General features: G+C 53.2%; 14 protein-coding genes. 12 read left to right on the top strand and 2 right to left on the bottom strand.

Annotation, left to right across the window (positions count from 1 at the left end; all coding sequences use genetic code 11):
* Positions 1 to 404 precede the first annotated feature (404 nt).
* Both SD425_RS26290 and recF read right to left on the bottom strand, forming a co-directional pair.
* The gene (locus SD425_RS26290) at positions 405 to 722 is read right to left on the bottom strand and encodes a DUF721 domain-containing protein (protein WP_324673955.1); all 318 of its coding nucleotides are present in this window, start codon (positions 720 to 722) and stop codon (positions 405 to 407) included.
* A gap of 66 nt (positions 723 to 788) precedes the next feature.
* Positions 789 to 1,895, bottom strand: a complete 1,107-nt coding sequence (recF, locus tag SD425_RS26285) for a DNA replication/repair protein RecF (RefSeq protein ID WP_324673953.1) — start codon at positions 1,893 to 1,895, stop codon at positions 789 to 791.
* 185 nt (positions 1,896 to 2,080) lie between these two features.
* On the opposite strand from recF, the gene pdhA reads away from it, so the two are divergent.
* The 12 genes from pdhA to recJ all read left to right on the top strand — a co-directional run bounded on the left by pdhA (position 2,081) and on the right by recJ (position 16,653).
* Positions 2,081 to 3,136 (top strand): pyruvate dehydrogenase (acetyl-transferring) E1 component subunit alpha, encoded by a 1,056-nt coding sequence (gene pdhA, locus SD425_RS26280; RefSeq protein WP_324673951.1) that lies wholly within the window; start codon positions 2,081 to 2,083, stop codon positions 3,134 to 3,136.
* Positions 3,137 to 3,187: 51 nt separating this feature from the next.
* Complete coding sequence (locus SD425_RS26275; RefSeq protein WP_324673949.1) at positions 3,188 to 3,961, top strand: tetratricopeptide repeat protein; 774 nt, start codon at positions 3,188 to 3,190, stop codon at positions 3,959 to 3,961.
* A gap of 138 nt (positions 3,962 to 4,099) precedes the next feature.
* Positions 4,100 to 4,576, top strand: coding sequence for a 6,7-dimethyl-8-ribityllumazine synthase (ribH, locus tag SD425_RS26270; RefSeq protein WP_324673947.1), 477 nt, complete (start codon positions 4,100 to 4,102; stop codon positions 4,574 to 4,576).
* 254 nt (positions 4,577 to 4,830) lie between these two features.
* The gene (locus tag SD425_RS26265) at positions 4,831 to 5,214 is read left to right on the top strand and encodes a TraR/DksA family transcriptional regulator (RefSeq protein ID WP_086592517.1); all 384 of its coding nucleotides are present in this window, start codon (positions 4,831 to 4,833) and stop codon (positions 5,212 to 5,214) included.
* Positions 5,215 to 5,386: 172 nt separating this feature from the next.
* Positions 5,387 to 7,081 carry a pseudouridine synthase gene (locus SD425_RS26260; protein WP_324673943.1) on the top strand — a complete coding sequence of 565 codons (1,695 nt, stop codon included), beginning with the start codon at positions 5,387 to 5,389 and terminating at the stop codon, positions 7,079 to 7,081.
* 133 nt (positions 7,082 to 7,214) lie between these two features.
* A complete protein-coding gene (locus SD425_RS26255) occupies positions 7,215 to 7,958 on the top strand; it encodes a type III pantothenate kinase (protein ID WP_324673941.1) in 744 nt (247 codons plus the stop codon).
* On the top strand, positions 7,945 to 9,261 hold the full coding sequence (locus tag SD425_RS26250) for a hypothetical protein (RefSeq protein ID WP_324673939.1): 1,317 nt from the start codon (positions 7,945 to 7,947) through the stop codon (positions 9,259 to 9,261). The genes SD425_RS26255 and SD425_RS26250 overlap by 14 nt, the downstream gene beginning before the upstream one ends.
* Positions 9,262 to 9,273: 12 nt before the next feature.
* Positions 9,274 to 9,846, top strand: coding sequence for an LPS export ABC transporter periplasmic protein LptC (gene lptC / locus SD425_RS26245; protein WP_324673937.1), 573 nt, complete (start codon positions 9,274 to 9,276; stop codon positions 9,844 to 9,846).
* Positions 9,847 to 9,854: 8 nt separating this feature from the next.
* Positions 9,855 to 10,118, top strand: a complete 264-nt coding sequence (locus SD425_RS26240) for a hypothetical protein (RefSeq protein ID WP_324673935.1) — start codon at positions 9,855 to 9,857, stop codon at positions 10,116 to 10,118.
* A 238-nt stretch (positions 10,119 to 10,356) separates the two neighbouring features.
* The gene (locus SD425_RS26235) at positions 10,357 to 12,486 is read left to right on the top strand and encodes a peptidylprolyl isomerase (protein ID WP_324673933.1); all 2,130 of its coding nucleotides are present in this window, start codon (positions 10,357 to 10,359) and stop codon (positions 12,484 to 12,486) included.
* A gap of 305 nt (positions 12,487 to 12,791) precedes the next feature.
* Positions 12,792 to 14,636: a tetratricopeptide repeat protein gene (locus SD425_RS26230; RefSeq protein ID WP_324673931.1), complete on the top strand. Its 1,845-nt coding sequence runs from the start codon at positions 12,792 to 12,794 to the stop codon at positions 14,634 to 14,636.
* 298 nt (positions 14,637 to 14,934) lie between these two features.
* Positions 14,935 to 16,653, top strand: a complete 1,719-nt coding sequence (recJ, locus tag SD425_RS26225; protein ID WP_324673929.1) for a single-stranded-DNA-specific exonuclease RecJ — start codon at positions 14,935 to 14,937, stop codon at positions 16,651 to 16,653.
* Positions 16,654 to 16,716: the final 63 nt, after the last annotated feature.

The raw sequence follows: 16,716 nt of genomic DNA, 5'->3' as shown, positions 1-16,716 counted from the left end.
GTCGAAATGAAAGTACATCAACTTGATTCTTTGAAGTAGTAGAGAGCAGCCTTGCGCTTGGCTTGGTTCTAAAGCGAAGACGTCGACCGCTTGATGATAATGATCTACAGGGTCGGTGGCTGCTACCGGAGTCCTGCGTTAATTCTGTGACGCAAGCACAAAAAAGATTAGCTAGCCTCTTAATTAAAACAGAAGGAATAGACTGAGTAGGTAAGGCTAGCAGCAGTGGAAGTATTGTAGTTGCTAGCTGTGCTATTTAGCAGGCAGCAGGAAACATGTTCAAAAGCGAACCCAACGTATGTAGCCGCCCTCTCGTGTGAGTTCGAAAGAAAGTAGTAGGGTGTATGTACACAAGGAGCAGCATCTGTGGAGCTAGATACCGCCTCAGCCAAGAAAGTTAAAGCCTACAAGAAGATAACCTCTTGTATGACTTGTTCGCCGATCTCTGCATTAATGATCTCCATCACCCGCGTCTTAGCCATCACGAGCTCATGTTTGAGCGGGGCCGAGTTGAGCCGAACGAAAAGCTTTCGATTGCTCACGTACACCTCTTGTGTCTTCAGGGCTACTGCCTTGCCCATGATCCGTTCCCAGCTCGACACAACTGTTACCTCATTGAGTTTCCCTTGTAAGCGGTAAGCTTTGAGTAGTGCCTTGATACCGTCCTTCAACGGAACAATATCCGCTTGGCGGGAGCTTTCAGAAGAAGTAGGTTTTTTCAAAATAAAGTACTATGGCACTCAAAGAGCGGGAGGGAGGTGCCACAAAGATACAGTGAACGGTTGCAGCTATAGTACGTGTGCCTTACCATTTTCAACTCTGAACCGAGCAATCTGGTCAGAGACACCTTCCAGAATTCTATCCGTGCGTTCTAGGTGCGTATCAGTTAAAAAGACTTGGCCGAACGTATGATTGGCCACTAGCTGCATCAAACGAGTAATCCGTTTCTCATCAAGACGGTCGAAGATGTCATCGAGCAGCAGCAGCGGTTTGTGCTGCTTGCGCGTGGCGATAATTTCAAAGTGAGCTAGCTTCAAAGCAATGGCATACGACTTCTGCTGGCCTTGCGAGCCATAGTTCTTCACGAGCAAGTCATCCATTAGAAACACATAGTCGTCTTTGTGCGGCCCAACGGTGGTGCGCTGCAAGGCTAGGTCCTTCCGCTCGTTGGTACGTAGCAGTTGACCAAAATCAGCGTCCGGTAATTGGCTCTTATAGTTTAGCGAAACGTGTTCCTGATCGTCGGCGAGCTGCTGGTAATGCCGTTGAAAAATGGGTACAAACTCGGTGAGAAACTGCTGGCGTTGTTGCACGAGTTGTTCACCCAGCGGAGCTAGCTGCTCATCTAATACTAAGAGATAGTCTCGGTCGTATCCTTGGCGGTCGGCGGCAAGCTTCAAAAGTGAGTTGCGTTGGCGCAGTAGGTGAGAGTATTTAATGAGCAACTCTAAGTACGTGTAGTCGAGTTGCGACATAATACTGTCGAAGTACTTGCGCCGATCTTCGCTGCCCTGCCGGATAAGGTCGGTATCATAGGGAGAAATAAGCACTACCGGGTAACGACCAATATGCTCAGTGATACGGTCATATGGCTGCTTGTTGTGCGTCACTACTTTCTTCTGTCCGAGACGCAAGCTGCACTGGATCGTTTCGCTTGTATCCGGTGGGGTGTGGAACTTGCCTTTCACGACAAAGAATTCTGCCCCTTGCTTGATGCTTTGTGTATCCGTGGAAGTGAACGCACTTCTAGTAAGCGATAGGTAATGGATGGCATCGAGCAAATTAGTCTTGCCACTGCCATTGTCGCCAACAAAGCAGTTGATGTGCGGCGAGAAGCCTAGGTTGGCTTCGTCGTAATTCTTAAAGAACAGAAGGTGTAGACTTTCGAGAATCATTCAGGTTCGGAATTGCAATCCTTTTACGTATTTTCGCATCCCAAACGCGAACAACCAAGAGCACAATGGCGGAAACGAAAGTAAAGGCTGCTTCAAATGCTTCCAACTCGGCGGACAATTCGTCGAACCAGGAAGGAGCTAACAACCCTACAGCTGCTACCGATACGATAAAACAGCCAGATCCTATGCTACCGCCTTCTAACGAAGAAGCTGCTGACGCAACAGGTTCGCCAAAAGCTGAATCGACTGAGAACCCAGAGTTCTCGAAGGAGCAATACCTAGCTTGGTATGACCAAATGCAACTCATGCGGAAGTTTGAGGAGAAGGCTGGTCAGCTATACGGTCAGCAAAAGATCAAAGGTTTCTGTCACCTCTATATTGGTCAGGAAGCTTGCGCCGCTGGCGCAGTATCGGCACTGCAAAAAGGAGACAAGTTTATAACGGCTTACCGCGACCACGCGCATCCTCTTGCCCTTGGTACCTCGCCGAACGCCATCATGGCTGAGTTGTTTGCTAAAGCAACTGGCTGCTCGAAAGGCAAGGGTGGCTCTATGCACATCTTCGATAAAGAAGTGGGCTTCATGGGTGGCCACGGTATCGTAGGTGCTCAGGTGCCCCTAGGTGCAGGTATTGCTTTTGCTGAGAAGTACAACGAAACTGGCAAACTCTGCATCTGCTACATGGGTGACGGTGCCGTTCGCCAGGGCGCGCTGCACGAAGCCTTCAACATGGCTATGCTGTGGAAATTGCCCGTCATCTTCGTGGTAGAGAACAACGGCTACGCAATGGGTACTTCGGTACAGCGCACGTCTAACGTGACGGAACTCTACAAGCTAGGGTTGAGCTACGATATGCCTTCGGAGCCAGTGAATGCCATGAACGTAGAAGACGTGCACCAAGCCGTAGCAAGAGCCGCTGAGCGTGCTCGTGCTGGCGAAGGCCCAACCTTCTTGGAGTTCAAGACTTATCGCTACAAAGGACACTCGATGAGTGACCCGGCAAAGTACCGTACCAAAGAAGAGGTGGAAGAGTATCGCCACCGCGACGCCATCGAAGCTGTACGTCACACGATCCTGACGAACAACATGGCTACGGAAGAAGAATTATCTGCAATAGATGACCGCATTAAGGAACAAGTTAATGCCTCGGTAGAGTTTGCAGAGAAGTCGCCATATCCGGCCCCTGAAGAGCTGTACAAAGACGTGTACGTGCAGCAGGACTACCCATACATCCGCGACTAGCACTTATAACATGTATCCGACGACTGCTAGGTCGCCTTTTGAAATTACGTAATGTCGAAGATTCCCTATACGCGCAATAGCCCAACGGCACGCCAGCAAACCACGCAGGTGCCCGCTGATCCGAACCAACCGTTTGGTGAGGTAAATCCGGAGCACCCTTTGTTGGAAGATCCAGATGCGTTGGCTGAGCGCTTAGCCAACTCAGAAGATTTCTTGCGTCGGAACAAGACCATACTGCTAGGCGTGCTAGCCGTGGTGGTATTGGCCGTAGCGGGCGCATTTGGATATTACACGTGGCGTTCCTCCCAGGACGAGAAAGGCCAAGCGGCAATGTTCCAAGCGGTGCACTATTGGGAAGCCGATTCATTGCAAAAAGCTATGAAAGGCGATGGTCAGTACGATGGCTTAGAGTCTGTTGCTTCGCAGTACGGCGGTACGAAAGCTGGCAACCTAGCTAACTTCTACGCTGGTGTCGCTTCACTGAAGGAAGGTAAATTCCAAGCAGCCATCGACTACCTGGAAGACTTCAGCTCGGATGATCTGCTAGTACAAGCCCGTGCTTACGCGTTGCTCGGTGATGCTAACTTAGAGCTAGGCAAAACCAAGGAAGCAGCTGACTTATATGAGAAGGCCGCTAACACCAACGCTAATGAGTTCTTCTCGCCTAGCTATTTGCTGAAAGAAGCAACTGCTCGGGAGCTAGCAAAAGATTACGACGGAGCAATTAAGGCATACGACAAGATCATCAACGACTACCAAACGGCAGTTGAGGTGAACGATGCACGCGAGGCAAAAGCACGTGTGGAGGCGCTAGCCGGTAAGTAGACCGCACAAATTTTGAGAAGAGAAAGGACGGTCATGTACCGTCCTTTCTTTTTATAAGCAGGTTGCTACAACTGGGCTGAGTTCAACAATCAAAAGCAAGCCTGCATCTTTGCCCCTTGAACAAAACAACACTAGAAGATGGCCACATCACTTAAGAACCTGAGCGATTATACGTCCGACAATTTTATCGATATCACGGACAAGCGTTTTGGCTTGGTAGTCGCGGAGTGGAACCGTGAGATTACGGACGTACTAAGTGCTGGCGCCTACGAGACGTTGCTTAAGCACGGCGCACAAGCGGATAATATATTTCGCAACACGGTGCCTGGCAGCTTCGAGCTAACCTTCGGTGCTCAACTGTTGGCGCAACACGAAGAGATAGATGCGGTCGTTTGCTTAGGGGTAGTAATCAAAGGCGAAACCAAGCACGACGATTACATCTGTCACGCCGTGGCCAATGGTATTACGAACGTAAGCTTGAAGTTCAACAAGCCCGTTATTTTTGGCTTGGTCACGACGAACAACTTAGAGCAAGCTTGGGACCGTGCCGGTGGTAAGCATGGCAACAAAGGCGTAGAAGCGGCAGTGGCAGCTATTCACATGCTCGGTTTCTAGAACTGTACTTTACATGAACTTATTATGTAATAAGCAGATCCTATTGGTGCAATAGCAGACAAAACCGTAGCTTTGCACCCGATAAGCTAATTGTACTGGTCGGTAAAAAAGCTAGGATAGGTTTTTGCTATCACAGTAAGTACAAACTTATTAATACTAAGTACTGTTGAGAGGAATGTTAAAGCTCATCATTGCTTGGTAAGCTTACACACACCTGTTTTATTATCGTTCGCTACTTATTTCCCTGACCCAACATGAGTGAAGAGAACCTGCGCTATTCCAGGGAAGAACTGGCTGAATTCGAGGAGATCATCCAAGATAAGCTCACGGCAGCCCGCAAGGAATTAGCATTCATCAAAGAAACGCTGAGCCGTCGGAACGACTCGGGTACTGACAACACAGCTTCTTCCTCTAAGGTGTTGGAAGATGGTGCTGACACGGCCGAGAAGGAAAGCTTGAATCAGCTAGCTTCACGCCAGATGAAGTTCATCCAGCAGCTTGAAAATGCCCAACACCGTATCAAAAACGGTACGTATGGCGTGTGCATTGGCACTGGCAAGCTAATTCCAAAAGAGCGTTTGCGTGCTGTGCCGCATACGCAACATTCTATTGAAGCCAAAATGGCCCGTCGCGACTAACGACGTTCCGCCCCTTTACACTGCCCGGACTGTCGGTTAACTTCTACTGGAAGTTTGCTGCTGGTCCGGGCACTGTTTTCTGGGGCTAGGTGTTAGCTAGCCCTCGAATTATCAAAGCTTACCAAATTTCTCTTTATTCGTACCGTAGCGATACGGCACTAAGCTCGCAAACATGGGCAAGAAACACAACGCAGATGAGAACGCCGGCCGTCGGGGCCGCGCAAACAATACACCTGGCAGAAGCGGCGACGGATTCCGTAAGTTCTTCGATAAGCCAGCCGGCGAAAAGCCTGGAAAAGACCGGGCGAGGGGCGGAGAAGGCTCCCGGGGCAGTGAGTATCCTTCACGGCCTACTTTCGGGCGCACTGGGGGAAAGCCTAGCTCAGGCAGCGGCTTCCCAAACCGGTTTGAGGACCGTGGTGGCAGCAGCCGAGGCAACGACGAACGCCGCCCAACGGAGCGTGGTGGCTACGGAAGCCGGAACTCATTCGGTAGCCGGGATAACAACCGTACAGAGCGTCCGAACAACCGCTTCTCTGACCGCCGTGAGGAGCGCCCAGCTCGCCCTTATGAGCCAAAGGCAACGTGGCCTGGTCAGCCGTACCAACAAGAAGGTAAGCCAACGGTGCCACGTGGCACTGCCGGGGAGCGTAACCGGAAGTTCAACAAAGCAAACCCGCACGAAAACAAGCCCGCTGCCCCAGCCCCACGCGCGGAGGAGTTCAAGCGTCCTGAAAGTACCGGTCCAGACCGGGAGATACGGCCTGCCCGTCCTTTTGACTACCGCGGTGCACCCGAAAACTTTGGTAACAGCAATAACCGCGGCGCACGTCCTGAGGGTGGCTTTGGTCAGCGCAGCACCGGTGAGCGGGGCCTAGGCAACCGCGGCTTCGGTAGTGACCGTCGTGACGTCGCCAACCGGCGCGAAGATAGCCGTCGCGACGACAGAGGGGATGCTCCACGTACCTTCCGCGAAATACGCGAAGCTGCACGTGCGGGCGAAAAGCGCTTTGGGCGCGATGCAGGTTCTAACCAAGCAGGTAAGCCAAAGCGTGGTGAAGTAGCTGGACAAGCTCCAGACTACAAAAATCTACGTCACTACGAAGAGGATAAAAACCGTGGCAACAAGCGTCGGCGCAACGAGGATGATTTCGGCAACGAAACCATGCGTCTCAACCGCTACATCGCGAATGCAGGTATCTGTTCACGCCGCGAAGCGGATGCACTAATTGCCGCCGGCGAAATTCGGGTGAACGGCGAAGTGGTGAAGGAGATGGGTTACCAAGTGCAGCCCAGCGATACGGTGCAGTACGGCAAAACGAACCTCAAGCGCGAAAAGCTCGTGTACGTGTTGCTGAACAAGCCCAAGGATTTCATCACGACTACTGACGACCCCGAAGGCCGCAGAACGGTGATGGACTTAGTAGCCGGAGCTTCCACGGAGCGCTTGTTCCCTGTCGGTCGCCTAGACCGCAACACAACGGGGTTGCTGCTATTCACCAACGACGGCGAAGTAGCGCAGAAGCTTAGCCACCCTTCTCACAAGAATAAGAAAATCTATCAGGTAGAACTCAGCAAACCGCTGACTGAAGAACACCTGCGTCAGATTGCAGATGGCGTAGAGCTGGAAGATGGCAAAGCTGAAGTGGATGATGTCGCCGTTGTAGCAGGCAATGCACACTTTGTTGGCATTGAGTTGCACATTGGTCGCAACCGCATTGTGCGTCGCATCTTCGAACACTTGGGGTATGAAGTGGTAGCGCTCGATCGGGTGCAGTATGCCGGATTGACGAAGAAGGATTTGCCCCGGGGCAAGTGGCGCTTCCTCAACGAGAAAGAAGTTATTCGGTTAAAGTATTTTATGTGAGACGCAACCATGCGGGCCGCTCGCGGCTCTTCATGGTCCATGTGTGTCTTTTCCTCCGGACAACAGCGCTTCGTTGGCGACTAGCTAACTTGGCGCTGTTATCCGAAGAACCTAGCTTTCGTACTCGCCCTTCATGCGTAGCCTGACCATTGATATTGGCAATACCGCCATCAAATATGGCTGCTTTGAAAATGGCGTACTACAGGAATCAGCGATAGTACAGACGAGTGAGCAGCTGCTAGCAGCGACAGAGCGGATAGCAGCTGCTCACGCCATCGTCTCGTCGGTAGTGGAGCCAACTGCTACGTGGGCGGCTGCGCTACAGCCAGCAGTGCTAGGGCAAGTAGTAGAATTTAGTCCGGCAACAACGCCTCTTCCTATTCACAACGCATACGCGACGCCGCACACCCTAGGGGCCGACCGGCTAGCGGCGGCCGTTGGTGCTGCTTGGCTGCGGCCGAATGCAGATACCCTTATTCTGGACGTTGGCACCGCCATCAAGTGTGACTGGGTAGAAGGAGGGCACACGTTCCGAGGAGGTAGCATAGCACCCGGTTTGCGGTTGCGTTTCCAGGCCCTACATACGTTTACGGGGCGTCTGCCGTTGGTGGAAATGCCAGCAGACCTAGGTGCCCCAGTTCCACTCACCGGTGATGACACGCAAAGTGCTATTCGGAGCGGAGTGCTCAACGGAGCCGTAGCCGAGGTTAACGGCCTGATCGACAGCTACCGGCGGCAGCAAGGAAACCTAGGTGTCATCTTAACAGGTGGCGACGCGAACTTTTTTCAACCCCGGCTGAAAGGCCGTATCTTTGTCATCCCCGAACTCGTGCTGATCGGGCTTCACCGAATTTTGGTGCATAATGTGGAAGAATAAAATTGCCGGCTTAGTCGGTTTGACGGTACTAGGCCTGGTGGCCGCCCCACGTAGCCAAGGACAAGGGCTCGGTAACTCTCCCTATTCGCGCTTGGGGCTAGGCGATTCGAACCCAAACCTAGGGGGTACTCGTCAGCTCGGCATGGGTGGCGTAGGATTGGCAGCACCCAACGGAGTCCAGGTAAACGATCTGAATCCGGCATTGATCTACTACACTAGCCGAACGACGTACGAAGTTGGCATCAACGGACAGTTCCAAACGGTCCGTAACCGGCTTCAGTCGCAACGAGATGGAAGTGCAACGCTCGGCTACCTAGCTTTTGCAGTACCTATTTCGAAGTGGTGGGCAGCGTCAGCGGGGCTGCGGCCATACAGCGCTGTCGATTACAACTCCACTTCAACGGGAGGTGTAGCAGGTGACCCAACCGGGCAAACAAAGGAGCAGAACATTGGTACTGGAGGTCTAGCCGAAGCACACATGTCGCACGCTTTCCGTCTGGCCAAGGGATTGACGGTGGGTGGTACCGCTTCTTACGTTTTTGGAAGCATTGACCTCTCATCAGGGGTGAGCTTGAGTAGTGCCGCCACGACCATCAACACCATCGAACATGTGCACTATTCCGACTTCACGTATCGGGCAGGTGCACACTACCGGAATAAGCTCAACAGTAATCTTAACTATAACCTAGCCGGCGTCTACACCTTTCAGTCGCACCTGAATGGCTTCCGAAATACATCCATTGAGCGCATTGATGGAACAGTAGTGACCAGCACAGTCCCTCAGGTAGTTGATCAGCAGGGGGAAGCCGTTGTGCCAGCACTAGCTCAAGCCGGCATTAGCTTCGATAACAACAAGAACTGGAGCATTAACTTAGATGCGTCGCACCAGCAATGGTCGCAGTTCCGCTCGTTTGGGGTGAAAGGTGGCGCAACGACAGGTATAGCTCTGAGCGACACATGGCGGGCAGGTATCGGCGGCGAAATTGCTCCGGATCCTTCTTCCGTTGATAACTACTTCAAGCGAGTAAGCTATCGGGCGGGGGTGAGCATTGCGCAGATGCCGTACCGGCCCGATGGGCAGGTGATGTACGATCGGGCTGTAAGCTGGGGCTTCTCGTTCCCACTGCCTACGGCCACGGTGCTTGATGCCACGACCATCAACCTAGCTTTCACCTACGGCCAACGCGGCAACACGGCGAAGAGCATTGAGAACCCAAGCGGCAACATCAAGGAAAACTACATCAGGGCGCAGCTCGGGGTGTCGCTGAACAACCGCTGGTTCCTGAAGCGGCGCATCGAATAACATAACCTAGCTATGGTCCGCAATAGAAATTTGCTTACGTGTGGTCTTTTGCTGCTAGGCCTGCTAGGTGTAGCTAGCTGTAAGAAGAAGGAGGAGGGCCCTGCGAAGAAAATCACGTACACGGGGCCAACCGTCGAAACGAGCAATGTACTGACCCTGATTAGTGATTCGGCTAAGCTACAAATTCGATTGAAAGCGCCTCTGGAGCTAACCTTTGAGAGCGGCGACCAGATCTACCCGAAGGGAATGAACGTCTTGTTTTACAGCAAAGACGGGAAAAAAGTCGTGAACACCCTGCAGGGTAAGTACGGCAAGTACGAAAAAGGGAAGAACCTCTACACCGTGCGCGGCGACGTGCGGGTGAGCAATGAGGAGCAGCAACAGAAGATGTACACGGAGGAAATGTTCTACGACAAGCTCAAGAACATTATCTACACTGACTCGGCTACGTTCGCCAAAGTTATTACCCCTACCGACTCGCTAACGGGTTACGGCCTCACTTACAACATGGCCACGAGCAGGTACCGCTTCAGTAGGCCTACTGGCGCATTCACCGCGCAAGTGCCTGCTGAAAAACAGAAATAGTAACAACCATGCGCTTCGATCGAGCCTTGCTACGAACCATTCTCTTTTCGCTGACGGTTGTCGCGATGGTGATTGGTGTGTATCAGACGGTGCTGCAAGATGACCCAAATGCCGTGCGCGACAATTATTGGTTGTTCACGTTTGCTTTCAGCTTCTATCTTATCTATTGGTACCTAGGTCGCAAAGACCGCGAAGCCGCAGCTCTTCCCCCTAAAAAGCCAACTCCGGCTGCTCCCGTAAGCAAAGCCAAACCGGCGCGTAAAAAGCGTTGAGGAGAGGTTCAAGTATAGTAGTCATGTAGTCATCTCCGTCATAGAAAGAGCTTTACTTCTTTGAACGACACCGTTGCTTGGTGGTGTTCAGGCGGGGTAAAGCTCTTTCTAAATCTGCCGGAACGAGTAACTTTATCCACATACAATAGCATTTCACGCAAGCACCTTTGAATCCCCGTCGGATTCTGGTTATTTTGCGACTCTTTCACTTTTCTATACTGCGCTTTATTTCAAGTACATGGCTTTAATTAACACGATTCGCGAAAAATCGGGCTGGGCTGTTGGCGCCATCGTCATCGGCTTGCTACTCTTTATGGTGGGTGGCGACCTGATCGGCGGACGCAACCGTCTCTTCAATCGTAACGAAACGACGGTGGGCGAGATAGCCGGTGAAAAAGTGGACCGCGCTGACTTTGAGAATACCCTGGAGCAAGCCAAGCAAAACTTCATCGCCCAGCAAGGCCGCCAGCCCGACGAGCAAACGATGGGCTACCTGCGCGACCAGGCCTGGAACCAAACCATCTACCGCATTGCCTTCCAGAAGGAGTTCGACCGCCTAGGTCTGAAAGTTTCGGACGAGGAGGTGGTAGATCTGGTACAGGGTAAAAACATGGATCCTAGCGTACGCCAGGCCTTCACCGACCCTAAGACGGGTCAGTTCGACCGCGCGAAGCTGATTCAGTACCTACAAAACCTCGACAAGCTGCCGCCCCAAGCTCAGGACATGTGGCACAACTTTGAGGCTGGCTTGACGCCCACGCGTCTTGGCAACAAGTACAACAATCTAATCAAAATGTCGACGTACGTGACGACGGCTGAAGCCAAGCGTTTCAACGAAGACCAAAATGCCAAAGCCAACATCCGTTACTTGTTTGTGCCGTACTTCTCCATCTCCGACTCGTCGGTGAAAGTGGGCAACGAGCAGTTGCAAGCTTACCTCGACGCGCACAAGAGCCGTTATAAAGTAGAGGAAGGCCGCAACATCGAGTACGTGAGCATTCCGGTAGTAGCGTCGAAAGAAGACAGTGCTGCTGTTAAAAACACGGTAAATCAGCTCGCAGAGCAGTTCCGCAGCGCCCCGAACGATTCGTTGTTCGTGAAGCTCAATTCTGATCAGCCCTACAATGGAGCGTTCATCACGCCAGCTGACATGCCTGAAAAGCTTCGTGAGCAGCTGCCCTTGCAAGTAGGTACCGTGTATGGCCCTTACGCTGAAAACGGCGTGTACTCTATCTTCAAAGTGACGGGTGAGAAAGCCGGCACGCAGCCTTCAGCCCGCGCCAGCCATATCCTGATCAAGCCAGAAGGCACTACGCCAGAGGCCAAAGCGGCTGCCAAAGCCAAAGCCCAGGACATTCTAAATAAGATCAAAGCAGGCGCTGACTTCGCCGCTATGGCTCGTCAGTACGGCACCGATGGCACTACGGCTACCGGCGGCGACCTAGGTTGGTTCACCCAGGGCCGGATGGTACCTGAGTTTGAAAAAGCTGTATTTGGTGCTACCAAGACGGGCCTATTGCCTGCTCCGGTAGAAACTTCTTTCGGCTACCACATCATCAAAATCACGGCGCCTAAAACCAACCAGACGTACCAGGTGGCTGCCCTGCAGAAGGTTATTGTGCCTTCTGATGCTACGCGCGAAGCCGCTTACCAAAAAGCGCAAGAGCTGAAAGGCCAAGCCGAAGACCTAGAGTCGTTCCGCAAGGCCGTTGCGAAAGACAAAACCTTGCAGAAGCAGGAAGCCAAAGGCCTCGACCGTGGTGCCCGCAACGTGAACAACCTGCAAAACGCCCGCTCGGTAGTGCGTTGGGCATACGGCTTCAACCCCGATGGCAAGAGCACCAAAATCGGAGACGTGTCGCCGGTGTTTGATGACCTAGGTGACCAGTACGTAATTGCTGTGTTGACTGGTGAGCGGAGTAAAGGCACGGCCGACGTAGCTAGCTTGAAGCCCGAGCTAGCTGCCCAGGTTCGCAACGAAGAGAAGGCCAAGCAGATCATCGCGAAGCTGAGTGGCAAGTCGGGCTCGTTGGAGCAGATTGCTGCCGCCTACGGTTCTAATGCCCAGGTAAAAACAGCCAACGACGTTGTGCTAGCTTCCAGCACCATTCCGGGCCTAGGCAGTGAGCCAGTTGCCGTAGGAAAAGCCTTTGGAATGAAGCCCGGCCAGAAGTCGGTGCCAATCCAAGGAGAGCAAGGCGTGCTGATCGTTGAAACGGTAAGCGTCAACAAGCCTACAGCTCCCGCCGATGTGAAGACCATTCGTCAGCAGCTGGCCTCCCAGCGTTCGGCCCGTCTCGACGGTGCCATCTACGAAGCGGTGAAAGCCAAATCGGAGATCAAAGACGAGCGTACGAAGTTCTTCTAAGCCGCTCACATCTTGTACAAGCAAAGGGCCGTACCTTAGGGTGCGGCCCTTTTTTGTTGGGCTGTTTTTAGTTGAAGGTAACGCGTAGAACTTAGCGCTTAGCAGTTAGCGTTTACTTGGTAAGCTTCACGATACTGCAGGCGTACCCTTTGCGTTTGGTTATCGAGACAGGAAGCTAGGTAGCCGTGTAAGTAGGAGTTCCTAACTAGTGCGCCAGCACCACGTTCTATGCTCTTAAAGAAGTCAAAGCTGTTGGTGTCTGGGTTCTACTTGCTATCTTCTCCGTTCTAAGTTCTACTATGCGTATGATCCGATTACTCTCTTCCGCTAAACAGTGCTGTGGACTCATGGCCCTGGGCTTTATACTAGTTGGAACACCCGTGCACGCCCAGGAAGAGGAGCGGGGCGGCAACATAGCACTGGCAAAAGAATACGTGCGGAAGGGAGAAAATGAAAAGGCAGCCTTTCTCTTTAGCCGCCTGCGCACAGACGAGCAAACGGCTCCCAACATCTTGCCCGATTATGTGAGTGCGCTCCAGGCGCTGCACCAGTACAAAGACGCCGAAAAGCTGGTGAAAAAGGGTATTCGCCAGCGCCCACAGGAACCTAGCTATGGCGTGGCGCTGGGAGGCGTGTACGACGCGTCAGGAGATAAAAGCGCTGCCAGCAAGCAATATGAGCGAGTACTGAGTCAGCTTACGGCCGAACAGGTAGTGCCCGTAGCTACTGAGTTCGCAAAGCGCAACCAGTTAGACTGGACCGAGAAAACCTACCTGCGGGGCCGTGTACTGGCTAAAAACGATCGGGAGTACGGCCCCCAGCTTATCCAGCTTTACACCCAGACGCAGCAAACCGACAAGCTGCTGGCCGAAACGCTACGCCTCGTGCAGGATGATGCCCAGCAGCTGCCTTTCGTGCGCAACATGCTCCAGAATAGTCTGCACGAGGAAAAGGACTTTGATGCGCTGGAAAAGCAGCTGCTAGCCAACGTGCAGAAGTACCCCGAGCAAATGGTGTACAGTGAGCTGCTGCTATGGCTTCAGATGCAGCGGCACGACTTCACTGGTGCCTTGGTGCAAGCCAAAGCCCTCGACCGGCGTAGCCGCGCCGAAGGCGGCCGCGTGATGGACCTAGCTTCCATTGCGCAGCGCAACAAAGATTACGAAAGTGCTATTTCCGGGTATGAATATGTCATTCGGGAATACCGTACAGGTCCTTTCTACGGCATTGCCCGGCAGCGGCTGGTGCAAGCCCGGGAAGAACAGGTTCGCAATACGTACCCCGTAGACCCCGCAAAGATCCGCAGCCTGATAGGGGAGTACCAGCAGGTACTGACGGAACTCGGTAAGACGCCCGACACAGCCCCGGTGCTACGCAACATGGCAACGCTCTACGCCTTTCAGCTCGACGAACAAGACAAGGCTATTACGCTGCTGCAAGAGGTCATCAACATGCCCCGCGCGAATGCCGATGTGGTTGACGAAGCCAAGATCAACCTAGCCGATATCTACCTGCTGCGCGACGAACCATGGGAGGCCACCTTGCTTTACTCGCAGGTAGAGAAATCGCACAAGGACTCGCCGGTGGGCTATGAGGCCAAATTACGGAATGCACGCCTCAGCTACTTCGCCGGCGACTTCAAGTTAGCCCAGAGTCACCTTGACATTTTGAAGCTCGCTACGAGCCGTGAAATCGCCAATGATGCCATGCAACTCTCGCTGTTCATCACTGATAATACGGCCATGGATACCGCAGGCATTGCCTTGCACGATTACGCAAAGGTAGAGCAGCTCGTTTTCCAGAATAAGATTCCGCAAGCAGTTCAGGGCATTGACAACCTGTTACGCAAGTATCCTGGGCACGCGCTTATGGATGACGGCTGGTATCTAAAGGCGCAGTTGCAGCGCCGCACGGGTGATTATCAGGGGGCGCTCAACACCTTGCAGAGTATCACGGCCAATCCGAAATACGACGTGCTTAGCGATGATGCGCTTTTCCTCTCCGCTAGCATTCTGGAGGAGAACCTGCAAGACCGGGAGAAAGCCAAGGAGGTGTACAACCAAGTGCTGGTGAAGTACCCCGGCAGCATCTACACCGCAGAAGCCCGTAAGCGCTTCCGCAAGCTGCGCGGCGACGCCGTAAACCAGTAGGAACGTGCCACGGCACTTACTTCAAGGTCATGTGGTGAAAACTGCATGACCTTTATTTTTAGCCAAAGAACACGAAGAGTAGGGCGAGGAACGCGAAAAAACCTAGGTACATCAAGCCGTCGGAGAGGATGTACTCCTGATACTCTTGGTAAAACTTGCGAAGCTTTTTCATGAAAAAAGGGGAGAGGAACGGCGTTCAAAAATACGGTTTTGCTAGGTAGCCGACAGACTAGAAGTGGCCTAATGCCGTTTTCTTCTTACTTTTGAAGATAACGCCCTGATTAAGTTCCCGCCCCGCATGGAAAAACGATGGATACGCAAGCCCGCGCCCGACCCGACGCAGGTTCGGCAGCTAGCCGATACGCTGCGTATCAACGAGGCGATTATTTCCTTGCTGTGCCAGCGGTCGGTGTGCTCCTTCGAGGAAGCTAAATCTTATTTTCGACCTAGCTTAGACGAGCTGCCCAACCCCATGCTGATGCGTGACATGGACCGGGCCGTAGATCGACTCGTTCGTGCCCTGCACAGCGGAGAGAAAGTGCTGGTGTTCGGCGACTACGACGTGGATGGTACCACTTCAGTGGCACTCGTTTACGCGTATCTGTGCCCCTTCTTCGGGCCTGAGCGCATCGATTACTACATCCCCGACCGGTACCAGGAAGGCTACGGCGTTTCGGAGGCGGGCATTGAGTATGCCGTCGAGCATGGCTTCCAGCTGATTATTGCCCTCGACTGCGGCGTGAAAGCCGTGGAGAAAGTGGTGTATGCCAATGAGCGAGGGGTCGACTTCATCATCTGCGACCACCACTTGCCCGGCGAGGAAATACCCGCTGCCGTGGCCGTGTTGGACCCCAAGCGCTCCGATTGCCCTTATCCGGATAAGAACCTCTCCGGTTGCGGCGTTGGCTTCAAGCTCATGCAGGCTTTTAGTCAACAGCAAGGCTTCGATGAGGAGCCGCTGCATGACCTGCTCGACTTGCTGGTGGTGAGTATCGCGGCCGATATTGTGCCTATTCACGGTGAGAATCGCATCCTCGCGTATCATGGTTTACGCCTGCTAAACGATCAGAGCCGGCCTATGCGCCCCGGGCTAGATGCTTTGCGGGAGCTAGCTGGCCTGCACAATGGCACATTGAACATCAGCAGTCTTGTATTCGGCTTTGCGCCCCGCATCAACGCGGCGGGCCGTATGGGCGACGCGAAGCGCTCGGTGGCAATGCTGCTAGCGGCCACGAAAGAGGATGCCATTCAAAAAGCCGGCGTAGTCGACAAGACAAATACCGAGCGGCGCGGCTTTGATACGAGCATCACCAAGGAGGCGCTGCAAATGATTGAAGACAGCTTAGCGCTGCGCAATGCTAGCTCTACGGTACTCTTCAAGCAGGACTGGCACAAAGGCGTAGTAGGCATTGTGGCCTCGCGCTGCATCGATAAGTATTACCGGCCCACCATCATCCTGACCGAAAGCAACGGCAAAGCCACTGGTTCGGCTCGTTCCGTTATCGGGTTTGATGTGCACGAGGCTATCGGCGAGTGCGCCGACCTGCTCGATCAGTACGGCGGCCACATGTACGCCGCTGGCCTGACTATGCCAGTGGAGAATGTTCCTGCTTTTCAAGAGCGGTTCGAACGCATTGTGGCAGGGCGTATCCGGCCGGAGCAGCTGATTCCGCCCGTTGAAATTGATGGGGTGCTGCACTTGAGCGAGGTGACGAACAGCTTCTATCGGGTGCTCTGCCAGATGGAGCCCTTCGGCCCTGGCAACCCCAACCCGGTGTTTGAATCCGGATCGGTGTACGCGGTGCCGGACTCAGTGCGTATTGTTGGCAATTCGCACCTGAAGCTGGTCGTCACGCAAGACGGTCGCCACACCGTTGATGCCATCGGCTTCAGCCTAGCCGATTATTACGAGCCTATTTCAAAAGGTTTCCCGTTCAGCATGTGCTACACCGTAGACATGAACGAGTACCGCGGCGTAAAGTCCCTGCAACTGCGGCTAAAGGATATTCGCCTGTAGAGACACATACTTGTGTCTCAATCGTTGCTGATGTTGCTTACCTAAGTTGTTCTAAAGCGAATC

It is taken from the genome of Hymenobacter sp. GOD-10R, from assembly GCF_035609205.1.
In the GTDB taxonomy this organism is placed as follows: Bacteria; Bacteroidota; Bacteroidia; order Cytophagales; family Hymenobacteraceae; genus Hymenobacter.
This window is presented reverse-complemented; position numbering and strand designations above follow the sequence as displayed.

Bases quoted from the DNA above. Each gene is read 5' to 3' on its own strand.
- SD425_RS26275 (WP_324673949.1), top strand. From the start codon at position 3,188: ATGTCGAAGATTCCCTATACGCGCAATAGCCCAACGGCACGCCAGCAA.
- SD425_RS26260 (WP_324673943.1), top strand. From the start codon at position 5,387: ATGGGCAAGAAACACAACGCAGATGAGAACGCCGGCCGTCGGGGCCGC.
- SD425_RS26255 (WP_324673941.1), top strand. From the start codon at position 7,215: ATGCGTAGCCTGACCATTGATATTGGCAATACCGCCATCAAATATGGC.
- recJ (WP_324673929.1), top strand. From the start codon at position 14,935: ATGGAAAAACGATGGATACGCAAGCCCGCGCCCGACCCGACGCAGGTT.
- pdhA (WP_324673951.1), top strand. From the start codon at position 2,081: ATGCTACCGCCTTCTAACGAAGAAGCTGCTGACGCAACAGGTTCGCCA.
- ribH (WP_324673947.1), top strand. From the start codon at position 4,100: ATGGCCACATCACTTAAGAACCTGAGCGATTATACGTCCGACAATTTT.
- SD425_RS26230 (WP_324673931.1), top strand. From the start codon at position 12,792: ATGATCCGATTACTCTCTTCCGCTAAACAGTGCTGTGGACTCATGGCC.
- SD425_RS26250 (WP_324673939.1), top strand. From the start codon at position 7,945: ATGTGGAAGAATAAAATTGCCGGCTTAGTCGGTTTGACGGTACTAGGC.
- lptC (WP_324673937.1), top strand. From the start codon at position 9,274: ATGGTCCGCAATAGAAATTTGCTTACGTGTGGTCTTTTGCTGCTAGGC.
- SD425_RS26240 (WP_324673935.1), top strand. From the start codon at position 9,855: ATGCGCTTCGATCGAGCCTTGCTACGAACCATTCTCTTTTCGCTGACG.
- SD425_RS26265 (WP_086592517.1), top strand. From the start codon at position 4,831: ATGAGTGAAGAGAACCTGCGCTATTCCAGGGAAGAACTGGCTGAATTC.
- recF (WP_324673953.1), bottom strand. From the start codon at position 1,895: ATGATTCTCGAAAGTCTACACCTTCTGTTCTTTAAGAATTACGACGAA.
- SD425_RS26235 (WP_324673933.1), top strand. From the start codon at position 10,357: ATGGCTTTAATTAACACGATTCGCGAAAAATCGGGCTGGGCTGTTGGC.